The organism is Cupriavidus oxalaticus (assembly GCF_004768545.1).
GTDB lineage: Bacteria > Pseudomonadota > Gammaproteobacteria > Burkholderiales > Burkholderiaceae > Cupriavidus > Cupriavidus oxalaticus_A.
Map to the genome: position 1 here is coordinate 1272530 of NZ_CP038634.1, position 11878 is coordinate 1284407.

Annotated in this window: 12 protein-coding genes; 6 read left to right on the forward strand and 6 right to left on the reverse strand. The window is 68.8% G+C overall.

What is annotated here, in order from left to right:
• Positions 1-35 precede the first annotated feature (35 nt).
• From E0W60_RS05660 to E0W60_RS05670, 3 genes are all read left to right on the forward strand, one after another.
• Complete coding sequence (locus E0W60_RS05660; RefSeq protein WP_135703303.1) at positions 36-854, forward strand: GntR family transcriptional regulator; 819 nt, start codon at positions 36-38, stop codon at positions 852-854.
• 100 nt (positions 855-954) lie between these two features.
• Positions 955-1374: a cupin domain-containing protein gene (locus E0W60_RS05665; RefSeq protein ID WP_135703304.1), complete on the forward strand. Its 420-nt coding sequence runs from the start codon at positions 955-957 to the stop codon at positions 1372-1374.
• An 8-nt stretch (positions 1375-1382) separates the two neighbouring features.
• Positions 1383-1736 (forward strand): hypothetical protein, encoded by a 354-nt coding sequence (locus tag E0W60_RS05670; protein WP_135703305.1) that lies wholly within the window; start codon positions 1383-1385, stop codon positions 1734-1736.
• Between the two features lie 14 nt (positions 1737-1750).
• On the opposite strand, the gene E0W60_RS05675 is transcribed toward E0W60_RS05670, so the two are convergent.
• The 4 genes from E0W60_RS05675 to E0W60_RS05690 form a co-directional block, all read right to left on the reverse strand.
• Positions 1751-2137, reverse strand: coding sequence for a DUF427 domain-containing protein (locus tag E0W60_RS05675; RefSeq protein WP_135703306.1), 387 nt, complete (start codon positions 2135-2137; stop codon positions 1751-1753).
• A 76-nt stretch (positions 2138-2213) separates the two neighbouring features.
• Positions 2214-3203, reverse strand: coding sequence for a Bug family tripartite tricarboxylate transporter substrate binding protein (locus E0W60_RS05680; RefSeq protein ID WP_135703307.1), 990 nt, complete (start codon positions 3201-3203; stop codon positions 2214-2216).
• 73 nt (positions 3204-3276) lie between these two features.
• Positions 3277-4434 (reverse strand): CaiB/BaiF CoA transferase family protein, encoded by a 1158-nt coding sequence (locus E0W60_RS05685; protein ID WP_135703308.1) that lies wholly within the window; start codon positions 4432-4434, stop codon positions 3277-3279.
• An 8-nt stretch (positions 4435-4442) separates the two neighbouring features.
• A complete protein-coding gene (locus E0W60_RS05690; protein ID WP_135703309.1) occupies positions 4443-5390 on the reverse strand; it encodes a hydroxymethylglutaryl-CoA lyase in 948 nt (315 codons plus the stop codon).
• A gap of 214 nt (positions 5391-5604) precedes the next feature.
• Between E0W60_RS05690 and E0W60_RS05695 the strand changes: the two genes are divergently transcribed.
• On the forward strand, positions 5605-6561 hold the full coding sequence (locus tag E0W60_RS05695) for a LysR family transcriptional regulator (RefSeq protein WP_135703310.1): 957 nt from the start codon (positions 5605-5607) through the stop codon (positions 6559-6561).
• A 184-nt stretch (positions 6562-6745) separates the two neighbouring features.
• On the forward strand, positions 6746-7438 hold the full coding sequence (locus E0W60_RS05700) for an SDR family NAD(P)-dependent oxidoreductase (protein ID WP_135703311.1): 693 nt from the start codon (positions 6746-6748) through the stop codon (positions 7436-7438).
• Positions 7439-7481: 43 nt separating this feature from the next.
• Here the strand turns inward: E0W60_RS05700 and E0W60_RS05705 are convergent, their stop codons facing one another.
• A complete protein-coding gene (locus tag E0W60_RS05705; RefSeq protein WP_135703312.1) occupies positions 7482-8417 on the reverse strand; it encodes a LysR family transcriptional regulator in 936 nt (311 codons plus the stop codon).
• Between the two features lie 116 nt (positions 8418-8533).
• On the opposite strand from E0W60_RS05705, the gene E0W60_RS05710 reads away from it, so the two are divergent.
• Complete coding sequence (locus E0W60_RS05710) at positions 8534-9211, forward strand: type 1 glutamine amidotransferase domain-containing protein (protein ID WP_133095622.1); 678 nt, start codon at positions 8534-8536, stop codon at positions 9209-9211.
• Positions 9212-9334: 123 nt separating this feature from the next.
• Here the strand turns inward: E0W60_RS05710 and E0W60_RS05715 are convergent, their stop codons facing one another.
• Positions 9335-11773, reverse strand: coding sequence for a penicillin acylase family protein (locus E0W60_RS05715; RefSeq protein ID WP_135703313.1), 2439 nt, complete (start codon positions 11771-11773; stop codon positions 9335-9337).
• Between the last annotated feature and the right edge of the window lie 105 nt (positions 11774-11878).

Genomic DNA, 11878 nt, shown 5'->3' on the forward strand with positions numbered 1-11878 from the left:
ACTTCCGGCGACAGCCCGACTGTCCGTACCCTGATATGGCAACCACATCGAAGAACGCGGCGCCCGGCGCCGCGGCAAAAGCGCCGCGCCGGCCCGCATCCAAAGCGGCACCGAAAGCCGCACCCAGGCCCGTCCCGCCAGCCACCCCGGAGGAACCGGCCGGCAACGAGTCCGCCGCCGGCGAGGCCTCCGCCACCGAGGCCATCTACCTTGGCCTGCTGACGGCGATCATGGAGCATCGCCTCCTGGCCGGCACCAAGCTGGTCGAAGAACGCCTGTGCGAAGTCACCGGCGCCAGCCGCGCCCGCATCCGGCAGGTGTTCGCCCGCCTCGCGCATGAAAAGCTGGTGACGCTGGTGCCCAACCGCGGCGCCTTCGTGTCGAGCCCCACCGTCGACGAGGCGCGCGAGGTCTTTCAGGCCCGCCGCGTGGTCGAGCCCGCGCTGGCCGCCGAGCTGGCGCTGGGCGCCACGCCGGCCAAGGTCCGCAGCCTGCGCCGCCATGCCATGGAAGAGGACAACGCTCGCGCCCGCGGCGACCGCGCCGCGATGATCCGGCTGTCCGGCGAATTCCATATCCTGCTGGCCGAGATGGCCGGCAATGCGATCCTGGAAAAACTGATCCGCGAGATGGTTTCGCTCACCTGCCTGATCATCACGCTGTACGACCGCCCCGGCGCACCCGCATGCGCCGAGCACGAGCACCGCCAGCTGATCGATGCCATCGAGCAGCGCGATGCCGCGCGTGCCAGCGCACTGATGGCCGAGCACCTCGAGCACATCGAAGGCTCGCTCGACCTGAGCATGCCCGACAGCGGCGCGCCCGACTTCTACAGCATCTTCAGCAAGGGTTGATTGAAGCACCCGGTGCGCCGGCCTGGTATTGCACTCGCCGCATGGCAGCCTAGACTGCGTGGATAACAACCCGCACTTGCAATGCGCCGCAGGGGGTGTCATGGCTGCCACTGCCGAAACCGTCACAACCCAGCGTCCGCCGCTGGCCTTCGAGCGTCTCTATGCCGATGCCGACGGCGAATCCCACTTCGGCCCGGTTTCCGTGGCCATCACGGAGAGGCTGTTTGCCCCGCCCGCGCGGGCCTTCTGGATATCGCCGCTGGCCGATGCGGCGCGACAGGGGTTCCTGCTGGTGCCGGCCGGCTGGGTCGGCACGCTGCACCCGTCGCCGATACGCATGTGGATCTTCGTGCTGGCCGGTGCGATGGAGTTCGAAGCCAGCGATGGCGAGCGCCGGCCGCTTGCCGCGGGCAGTGCGCTGCTGCTGGAAGACACCACGGGCAAGGGGCACGTCAGCAGGGTTATCGGTACTGACGACGCCACCCTCGCCGCGGTGCAACTGCCCGAAGGCCGCGGCTGAGGCGCCCGATGGAACCGCCCACCGAACCCGCTACGCCACCAGGGCCCGTACCACCGCTGGTGCCCAGCGGCTACCGCCAGGGCATCATCACCGCCATCACGGTGCTGCTGGGCTTTTCATTGGCGTTCTGGCGCTTCTGGGGCTTCGAAAGCCCGGGCCACTGGAACGTGCGCGCGGTGTTCGCCGCGATCTCGCTGCTGGCGGCAGTCTCGCTGCAGATCGTGGCGCTGTTCCGCGCGCTGCGCATCGAGGACGATGCGGTGGAGGAATATCGCAAGACCGTACGGTGGTTTATCGCTTCCGCTCTGGCGTTGCTGACGGGACTGGCCGTGGCCATGGTCGACGCGGCGCTGTCTCCCTGACTGCGCCGGCACATTCAATCGCCGATGCCGCCGATATCGATGCTGTCGACGCGATCCGGGTAGAAGGCCACGTGCGACGCAATCGCGGCGACCGCGTCGTAAGGCGTCTCGTAGCTCCATACCGCATTGCGCCCGCGCTCGCCGGCGGCGGGGATGGAGGGGTAGCTGCAGTCGCCCTTGTAGGGGCAGTAGGTGGCGTGATCGCTGCGTGCGAGCTGCGCCATGTCGACATCGGCGCGCGGGATGTACTGCACCGGCGCGTAGCTGGCTTCCTGGAGCGTCAGCGCCGCGGTGCTGTCGGCGACAATACGGCCCGCCACCTTCACCACCACTCGTCCTTGTGTCGGCGTGATAGTGATGGGATGGTCGGGGCCGGGTATCTTGACGGGCTTGCCTGGCATCTTCGTGCTCCTGCATGGCGGGATCAGGACATTCTAGGCGCTTGCCGGTTTATGTGCCGCGTGTGTGGTCGCCGGCCTATTCGACCTTGACGTTGGCCTTCTTCACCAGCGCGGCGTAGCGCGCGGCTTCGCTGCGGAAGAACGCTGCAGCGGCTTCGGGCGTGCCGGGCTCGACCACCGTGCCCTGCTTCTTCATCGCTTCCAGCACTTCGGGCGACGTGAAGGCCCTGGCAAAGGCATCGTGCACGCGCCTGACTTCCGGCGCCGGCATGCCGGCCGGGCCGATGACAGCGAACCAGCCCGCGACGTTGTAGCGCGGCAAACCCTGTTCGGCGATGGTGGCAATGTCCGGCGCGGCGTCCGTGCGCTTGTCGCCGCACAGGCCGATCGCGCGCAGCGTGCCGGCCTTCAGGTGCGGCGCCACCGCATTGAGCGCGACCACGCCCATTTCCACCTGCCCGGCGAGCAGGTCGTTGATCATCGGGCCGGTGCCCTTGTACGGCACATGGCGTGCCGTCACGCCCGCCTCGTCCAGGAACATCTCGCCGGCCAGGTGGATGATGGTGCCGTTGCCCGACGACGCGTAGTTGTAGCCATCGGGCCTGGCCTTGAGCAGCGCCACCAGCTCTTTTACGTTCTTCGCCGGCACCCTGGGGTTGACCACCAGCACCAGCGGCGTGGTGCCGATCACGCTGATCGGCGTGATGTCCTTGATTGCGTCGAACGGCATCGCGCGGAACACGCTGGGGTTGATCACGTGGTTGTTCGATACCAGCCCCAGCGTGCTGCCGTCGGGCTGCGCCTTGACCACGGCCGCGGCACCAGTGATGCCACCCGCGCCAGGCAGGTTCTCGATCACCACCGGCTGGCCGAATGCCTTGCCCAGCGCGGGGCCCGCGGCACGAGCGATGGTGTCGACGCCGGAGCCGGCGCTGATCGGCAGGATCAGGCGCACGGGCTTGCCCGCTCCGCCCTGTGCGAGCGCTTCTAAGCCAGGAACGGTGAGGGAAACGGCGAGCGTGGCGGAAATTGCCAGCACGGACTTGAGCAGGGTGCGACGTTGCATGGATTTGTCTCCGTATCGTTATCGTCGGGCGATGCCGGCGCCGCTGTGCCGCGGCCTGCCGGGCAGGCGCAGTTCAGCCGCGGCCCTTGCCGAGCTGCGCCAGGATCTCTTCATTGTGCTCGCCGGGCCTCGGCAGCGGGCTGCGCACGCCGGGGCGGCGGCCGCCCATCAGCAACGGCAGCAGCACCGTGGGCGTGGTCGAGCCGTCGTCGGCCTGCATCGGCACCAGTCCGCCGCTGGCGAGCAGGTGCGGATCGTCGAGCAACTGGTCGGGGCGCACGATCGGCGCATAGGGAATGCCGGCCGCTTCGAGCTTCGGCGCGAGTTCCGCGGAACGATGGTGGCGCAGGATCGCACCCAGTTCTTCCAGCAGTTGCGCCCGCACGGCCACGCGCGCGGTGTTGCTAGCGTACTCCGGCTTGTCGATCAGTTCCGGATGCTCCAGCACGTGGCACAGCGTGACGAACTGCTTGTCGCTGACCGCGCCGATAAAAAGCTGCTCGTCCTGCGCCAGCGTGAACACGTCATACACGCTCCACGCCGACACGCGCGACGGCATCGGCGGCGGCGGCTCGCCGGTCATCGCGAATTGCTGCATGTGCTGCGAGGCCAGGAACACGCAGTTCTCGAATAGCGCGCTCTGGATCTCCTGCCCCTTGCCGGTGCGGTCGCGCTCGCGCAGCGCGGCGAGCACGCCGATCGCGCCGAACATGCCGCCCATGATGTCGTTGACCGAGGTGCCGGCGCGCAGCGGCCGGCCGCTCGGGCCGGTCATGTAGGACAGGCCGCCCATCATCTGCACGACTTCATCGAGCGCCAGCCGGTTCTCGTACGGGCCGGGCAGGAAGCCCTTGTGCGAGACGTAGATCAGGTGCGGGTAGTCGCGCGACAGCGTGGCGTAGTCCAGCCCCAGCTTCTGCATCAGGCCGGGACGGAAGTTCTCCAGCAGGATGTCGCTCTGGCCCGCCAGCTCGGCGGCGGCGGCGCGGCCTTCGTCGGTGGTGATGTCGAGCACCACGCTTTTCTTGTTGCGGTTGAAGGCGCGGAAGAAGCCGATGCCCAGGCCCGGCAGGCTGCGCGTCTTGTCGCCGCCGGGCGGCTCGACCTTGATCACCTCGGCGCCGAGGTCGGCCAGGATCATGCCGCAGGTGGGGCCCATCACCATGTGCGTGAATTCGACCACGCGCACGCCGGCGAGCGGCAGGGCGTTGCTGTTGCTGTCTTGGGGCATGTTGGTTCTCAAACGGTGGCCGCGACGCGCTCGGCCGCGAAGGTCTTGGGCAGGCCGGCGCGCCACAGCGTGCCGTGCAGGGTCTCGTCGCGCAGCCAGCCGGCCACGTCTTCACGCAGCGCCAGCAGGCGCCCGATGTCGATGCCGGTATCGATGCCCATGCTGCCGAGCAGGTAGGCAAGGTCTTCGGTGGCAACGTTGCCGCTGGCGCCGGGCGCGTGCGGGCAGCCGCCGATGCCGGCCAGGCAGGCGTCGAAGCGGGTCACGCCGGCCTCGAGCGCGGCATAGACATTGGCCAGGCCGAGCCCGCGCGTGTCGTGGAAATGGCCGCACCAGAAGCGCTCGCCGGCGATGGCGATGGCGCGCGCGAACAGCTCGCGCACCATGGCCGGATCGGCGTAGCCGACGGTATCGGCCAGGCTGACGCGGTCGGCGCCGGCATCGAGCAGCGCCTGCATCAGCCGCAGCACTTCATCGGCATCGACATGACCCTGCAGCGTGCAGCCGAACGCAGTACCGACGCCGCCTTCGATCAGCGTCTTCGCGCCGCTGGCATCGCGCGCGGCGCGGATGCGCGTCACTTCGGCCACGACTTCATCGGGCGTCTTGCGCAGGTTGGCAAGGCTGTGCGCGTGGCTGGCCGACAGCGGCACGATCATCAGGTCGGCGCCAGACTCCAGCGCGTCCTGCGCGCCGCGCAGGTTGGGCACCAGCACCGACGTGAACATACCCGGCAGCGTGCGCGCGAACGCGACCAGTTCGGCGGTATCGGCCAGTTGCGGCAACAGGCGCGCGGGGACGAACGAACCGACTTCCAGTTCGCGCAGGCCGGCGGCGTGGGCGCCGCGGATCCACGCGAGCTTGCTGGCGGTAGGCAGGATGGTGCGGATGCTTTGCAGGCCGTCGCGCAGACCGACTTCGCGGATCACGGCCTGGCTGGGGAAGGAAAGGGTCATGGTTCTCGGGGACTGGTGAGGCGTCCGTGCGGGGGCGACGGGATAACTCTATGAGTTTCTCCAGGCAAGCTGAAGCGATGGTTTACGCATCCAGACATGCCGAAACGGAAAGTCATCACGTGCCCTTTGTCACGCTCCGGGATTTCCCGGATGCGATGTCATCGCGCCTCCCGGCGGCGTAGCATTCCAATCCGGAAACCAAGTTGCCCCCGCCATGCGAGACCTCGACCTCACCACGCTGCGCCTGTTCGTCGCCGTCTGCGAAACCCGCAACATGGCGCGCGCGGGCGAGCAGGAACACATCGTTGCGTCCGCCATCAGCAAGCGGCTGGCGCAATTGGAAGAGACGGTCGGCGCCACGCTGCTGGAACGCCGCCGCCGCGGTGTCATCCCCACCCCCGCCGGCGAGATCGTGCTGGGTCATGCGCGCGTCATGCTGGCAGCGGCCGACCGCGTGACGCGCGACATGGTTGACTACGGCTCCGGCGTGCGCGGGCAGGTGCGCCTGCTCGCCACGGTGTCGACCATGGCGGAATCGCTGCCGGACGACATCGCCGCCTTCATGCAGTTGCCGGCGCACCGCGACGTGCGCGTGACGATCGAGGAGAGCCTGAGCAGCGAAGTGGTGCGCGCGCTGCGCGACGGCACGGCGCCGCTGGGCATCTGCTGGGACGCGGCCGACCTGGAAGGCTTCCAGACCCGCCCCTACCGCACCGACCACCTCGCCGCCGTCGTCCACGCGGGGCACCCGCTGGCGCGCGCGGATACCTGCCTGTTCGAAGACACGCTGGACTACGACCAGATCGCCATGCCGGCACAGACCGCGGTGCAGATCATGCTGACGCGCTATGCCTCGATCCTGGGCCGCCGCATGGCGCATCGCGCGGTGGTGTCCACCTTCGACGCCGCGCTGCGCTGCGTGCGCGCGGAACTCGGCATCGTCATCATCCCGGCGGAGATCGCCACGCTCGTCGCCGCGGCCTTTGGCCTGCGCGTGATCCCGCTGCGCAACGACTGGGCGCGTCGGCGCTTTGCGATCTGCTGCCGCGACTTCTCGCTGCTGTCGCCCGCGGCACAGCTGCTGGTGCAGTTCCTGGAAGAAGCCGCGGCGAAGGAGGCGGCCGCTTCAGGCGTTGTGCCCGCGCAGACCCCGGCGCGGCGCAAACGGTAAGCCGCGCGCGCAACTTCTCGTGCGTTTCGAGGGTTACCCCGAGGCGTTTTCGCAAGCTTATGTTGCGTGCCGTTGCGTAGACTGGCTTGCGTTTTTCGCTGCCGGCCACGATGGTCGAAGAAGAAAAAAGCCGGGCGAAACCTGATCACGACAATGCGCGCCGCCACGGCGCAGGAGCACGCAAATGAACTTCAACGGCAAGAACGTACTGGTCACCGGCGCACGCGGCAACCTGGGCCGCGCGGTCGCGCACGCCTTTGCGCAGGCGGGCGCGCGCGTGGTGCTGCTGGACCGTCACGACGCACCATTGCCGGAAGTCGGCAGCGGCCACCTGGCCCTGCAGGCCGACCTGCTCGATGCGGACAGCCTGGCCAAGGCCATCGGCGCAGCCGTGCAGGCGTGCGGGCGCATCGACGTGGTGTGCAACCTGGCCGGCGGCTTCGCCATGGGCACGGGCATCCACGAGACCAGCACCGCAGACTGGAACCGCCTGTTCGACATGAACGTGGGCACGGTGCTGAACATGGCGCGCGCGGTGGTGCCGCACATGCTGGCCGCCGGCGGCGGCGCCATCGTCAACGTGGGCGCCAATTCGGCGGCGCGCGGGCTGGCGCAGATGGGCGCCTACTGCGCCTCCAAGGACGCGCTGGCGCGTGTCACCGAATCGATGTCGGCCGAGCTGCGCGACCAGGGCATCCGCGTCAACGCGGTGCTGCCCAGCATCCTCGACACGCCCGAGAACCGCCAGGCCATGCCGGATGCCGATACCTCGCGCTGGGTCGCCCTCGATGCGCTGGCCGACGTGATCCTGTTCCTCGCCTCCGACGCCGCGCGCGCGGTGCAGGGGGCGCTGGTGCCAGTGGTCAACCGCGCCTGACCGCTGGCCGGGCCGGCTTGCGCGCCGCAGGCCTGTCCTGCGGCTATGGCTGCAACAGCGGCTGCGGCTGCAGCGAGCCGGCCACTTCCTGGATCTGCTGGCGCAGCCAGCGCCGCAGCCGGTCGGCGTCGGTGCGGGCATGCCAGATCTGCATCATCTCCACCCTGGGCAAGGCAAACGGCACCGGCAGCAGCAACAGGTCCGGGTCGCGCGCGACCGCCTCATCCGCCACCGACCGCAGGCAGGTCAGCAGCAAGGCCGTGCCGCGCACCAGCCGGCTCGGCGCCAGGAAGCTCGACAGCCCCGCCACCACCTTGCGCTTGCGCCCTTGCGCCGCCAGCGCGCGGTCGACCACGCCGTTGAGGTCGCCGGTCAGCGTCGTCAGCAGGTGCTCGCAAGCCAGGAATGCATCGAGATCGAGGCCGCGCGCCAGGTGCGGGTTGGACCTGGATGCCAGCACGACGAAGTCTTCGCTGCACAGCCGCTGCTGGTGGAAGGTATCCGGCAGGTCTTCGTAGAACCCCGCGATCGCCAGGTCGCAGGTGCCCTTTTCCAGTTCCTCGCGCGGCAGCTCGCCGCGGGTGTTATGCGTGACCACGACCAGCCCGGGTGCGTCGCGCCGCAGCCGCGGCAGCAGCGCGGGCAGCAGCAGTTGTTCCATGTAGTCGGTGGTGTAGAGATGGACGGCCTCGCCGCGCGCAAGGAAATCGCGGCCATCGCAGGCCTCGTAGAAGGCATCCAGTTCCGCCACCAGCCGCTGCACCTGCGGTGCCAGCTCGTGCGCGCGCGGCGTCGGCGTCAGGCCGCGCGGCGCGCGCACGAACAGCGGGTCGCCCAGTTCGTCGCGCAGCCGGTTCAGCTTGTGGCTGAGCGCCGGCTGGCTCAGCGCCATGCGCGCCGCCGCGCGCGAGGCGTTGCCTTCCTGGTAGAGCACATGGAAGACGTAGAGCAGGTTCAGGTCCTTGCTGACGATATTCATTTTTTGGATGGCAGAAATCGAAGATTCGAAGTTTTCGAATCATATCCAGCTGCGTAGGATGTTGCCAATGCCGGGGCTGCCCCGGCTGACCGTGGACGCAAAACCGGAGAACGAACATGCAAATCCTGATGGTGCTGACCTCGCACGACCAGCTTGGCAATACGGGCAAGAAGACCGGCTTCTGGCTGGAGGAATTCGCCGCGCCCTACTACGTCTTCAAGGACGCCGGCGCCGACATCACGCTGGCTTCGCCCAAAGGCGGCCAGCCGCCAATCGATCCCAAGAGCGACGATCCGGATGCACAGACCGATGCGACCCGCCGCTTCCGCGCCGACACCGCCGCGCAGCAGGCGCTGGCCAGCACGCTGACGCTGGACCAGGTAAAGGCCGACGACTTCGACGCCGTGTTCTATCCCGGCGGCCATGGCCCGCTGTGGGACCTGGCGGAAGACAAGCGTTCGATCGCGCTGATCGAGCAGTTCGACCGGCTCGGCAAGCCGGTGGGCGCCGTGTGCCATGCGCCGGGGGTGCTGCGGCACGTCAAGGGCGCGGACGGGCAGCCGCTGGTCCAGGGCAAGGAAGTCACGGGCTTTACCAACAGCGAGGAAGAGGCGGTGCAGCTCACCGAGGTGGTGCCGTTCCTGGTGGAGGATGTGCTGAAGGCCAGCGGCGGGCGGTTTACGCGAGGGGATGACTGGGCCAGCCACGTTGCGGTGGCGGGACGGCTGGTGACGGGGCAGAACCCGGCGTCGTCGGAGGCGGGGGCTGAGGCGGTGTTGGGGTTGTTGAAGTAAGGCGAGAGTCTTCCACCTGCTGGCGGTTTGCACCCCTCGCCCGCTTGCGGGAGAGGGGTGCGTTTGCAGGGGGTGGTAGCTTGCGGCAGACGGTTGAGCTTGCGATGCGCCGGTTGAAGGTTCTTACTGCGGCACCAGCTCCAACCTCTCCCTGCTCACCCTCTCCACCGCCTTGCGCGTATAAACCAGCGGGAAATACTCCCCCTTGGCCCACAACGGCGCCAGGTCGCGGTAATGCGCGCTCGCAGGATTGCCCGACTGCCCCGGCGTGTTGATCACGCGCGAGCCATCCCAGTTGCCAACATCCAGCACCATGCGGAACGAGGCCCCCGCGGTCAGCCGGAAATCGTTGTTTCGGTAGCTGGTATTCATCGGCGTAAAGGCCGAGCCGCCGATCGGGCCAGCGTTGACGTTGAACTGCTGCCGCTCGGCGTCGTTCAGGATCGGGTCCATCGGATGCGTGAACACCGCGGTGTGCAGCTTGCCCCATTGCCAGCCGCGCGGGTCGGGGCCGAGCTTGCCTTCCACCTCGGCCAGCGCGGCCTTCAGCGATTCGAGCATCACCGCATTGCGCCGCGCCGCCGGCATCCACGGATCTGGCTGCTCCAGCACCGCGACCACGCGCGCTGCATCGCCGGCGCCGACCAGCCGGGCGGCATCGGCGGGCAAGGCCGCGCGCACCACCGCCGGGCGCAGGTGCTTGCTGAACCAGACTTCGAACAACGCCGCCGCGGCGCTGTCGGCGCGTTCGTTGCCGTCCCAGCCGCGCAGCAGGTCAAGGCCGCGCGCCAGTTGCGCGTCGTCGCTGCGCACGTCCTTCAGCAGCGCCACCACGCGCTGCGCCGGCAGCGACACCGTGTCGTTCTGCCACGCCATCGAGTCCTGCACCGAGCTGCGCGGACTGGCGCCCACCACCGCCTTCAGGCGCCGCGCGCGCGAGCTGTCGCTCCATTCGTAGCCCACGCCCGGCTTTGCCGCCGGATGCTCGGGCGGGATGTTGTTCTCGTTGGCGGTGACGATATAGCCGGGCGCCGGGTTGTAGGCCCACGGCAGCTCGTCCATGTTGCGGTAGCCGGCCCATTCATAGCGGCCGTCGCCCGGCACCGGCGTCAGCCCGTCCCAGTTGGGGCGCTTGACGGTCAGGCCGCCGGGGATCCAGCCGATATTGCCGCCGGTGTCGGCATAGACCTGGTTTTCGCCGGGCGCGCCCCAGCGGTTCATGGCGGCGCGGAACTGGTCCCAGTTGCGCGCGCGCATGTAGTCCATCGAGCCGAAGTACGGCGCCATGCCGTAGTCGAGCCACGCGGCGCGCAGCACCCAGGCGCGCGCGGCGTCGGCGTACAGCACCGGGCCGTGGCGGGTGAAGTCGACGGTGACCTTGCGCGGTGCTGACTCGCCCTTGACGACGATCTCCTCGGTGACGGTCTCCATCGGCTCCCAGCGGCCCTTGTACTTGTATTCGCGCGCGTTGGCCGGGTTCAGCTCGTAGCCGTAGAGGTCTTCCTGGTCCATGTAGAAGCGCGTCAGGCCGAACGCGATGGTGCCGTTGTGCCCGATCGAGATGCCTGGCAGGAACGGCTCGCCCGCGCCGATCACCGACATGCCGGGCGCGTTCAGGTGGCTGATGTAGCGCAGGCTGGGCGCGCCATGCGAGCGGTGCGGGTCGTTGGCCAGGATCGGCCGGCCGGTGGTGGTGCGCTTGCCGCCGATGACCCAGTTGTTGGAGCCGAGGCTGCGGCCGGTGTCGCTGTTGGGGTCGACCAGTGCGTAGAGCTGGTCGAGCGGGATGCTGGCGTTTTGGGCGCCGCTCCATGCGTCCTTGGGGAAGCGCGCAGCGGCGGTGGCCAGCTCGTAGGCACGGCGCAGCTCGGCAGCGGGCACCGTGCAGGGATCGAGGCCGGCGCTGAGTCTCGGTTCGACCGGCGGGTCGAGCTCGCGCCGGATCCAGTCGGCGCGCACGGCATCGGCCTTGGCTTCGCAGAACAGGCGGGCGCGATCGATCTCGCCGGTGAAGTTCAGCGTCAGGCCGTGGTGGCGGATGCGCACGATATCCTCGGCCTGCCAGCGCGCGGGCTTGTAGTTGAGCTTGCGGAACTCGGGCGGCAGCAGTTCCGGCTTCTGCTCGGTCAGCGCCACGTAGGCGTTCACGCCCGCAACGAAGGCCTCGGCGACGCGCTTGGCGTCGGAGCCGTAGGCCAGCCATTCGCGGTACATGTCGCCGCGGAACAGCACCGCGCGCGCCATGCGGTCGCCGTCGGCATAGGCGGGGCCGAAGTCCTTCGCCATCTCGCCGAGGCCGCGCTTGCGCCACAGGTCGATCTGCCACAGGCGGTCGCGCGCTGCCATGAAACCCTGCACGTAGAAGGCGTCGTAAAGCGTGCCGGCGTAGATATGCGGCACGCCCCAGCGGTCGACCAGCACGGTCGCGGGTTTCTCCAGGCCGGGAACGGCCAGGCGGTCGGCGCGCGCGGGCGCCTCGGCCATGGCGGCGGGGATGGTGGTGGCAACGGTGGTGGCAGCCAAAGCCAGCGCAGCGGCAAGGCGGCGGGGGGTGCGTCGCATCAGGTCTCCTCGGTTTTGTGTTCGCTGCAAATGCTTTGCAGTCCACACCGAAGATAGTGCATGCGCGGCCGGGGCGCGAGTGGGTAAAGGAAGGCGCGGCCGATC

Coding starts and splice junctions, on each gene's coding strand:
- E0W60_RS05660 (WP_135703303.1), top strand. CDS start 36: ATGGCAACCACATCGAAGAACGCGGCGCCCGGCGCCGCGGCAAAAGCG.
- E0W60_RS05680 (WP_135703307.1), bottom strand. CDS start 3,203: ATGCAACGTCGCACCCTGCTCAAGTCCGTGCTGGCAATTTCCGCCACG.
- E0W60_RS05670 (WP_135703305.1), top strand. CDS start 1,383: ATGGAACCGCCCACCGAACCCGCTACGCCACCAGGGCCCGTACCACCG.
- E0W60_RS05700 (WP_135703311.1), top strand. CDS start 6,746: ATGAACTTCAACGGCAAGAACGTACTGGTCACCGGCGCACGCGGCAAC.
- E0W60_RS05710 (WP_133095622.1), top strand. CDS start 8,534: ATGCAAATCCTGATGGTGCTGACCTCGCACGACCAGCTTGGCAATACG.
- E0W60_RS05705 (WP_135703312.1), bottom strand. CDS start 8,417: ATGAATATCGTCAGCAAGGACCTGAACCTGCTCTACGTCTTCCATGTG.
- E0W60_RS05675 (WP_135703306.1), bottom strand. CDS start 2,137: ATGCCAGGCAAGCCCGTCAAGATACCCGGCCCCGACCATCCCATCACT.
- E0W60_RS05665 (WP_135703304.1), top strand. CDS start 955: ATGGCTGCCACTGCCGAAACCGTCACAACCCAGCGTCCGCCGCTGGCC.
- E0W60_RS05690 (WP_135703309.1), bottom strand. CDS start 5,390: ATGACCCTTTCCTTCCCCAGCCAGGCCGTGATCCGCGAAGTCGGTCTG.
- E0W60_RS05695 (WP_135703310.1), top strand. CDS start 5,605: ATGCGAGACCTCGACCTCACCACGCTGCGCCTGTTCGTCGCCGTCTGC.
- E0W60_RS05685 (WP_135703308.1), bottom strand. CDS start 4,434: ATGCCCCAAGACAGCAACAGCAACGCCCTGCCGCTCGCCGGCGTGCGC.
- E0W60_RS05715 (WP_135703313.1), bottom strand. CDS start 11,773: ATGCGACGCACCCCCCGCCGCCTTGCCGCTGCGCTGGCTTTGGCTGCC.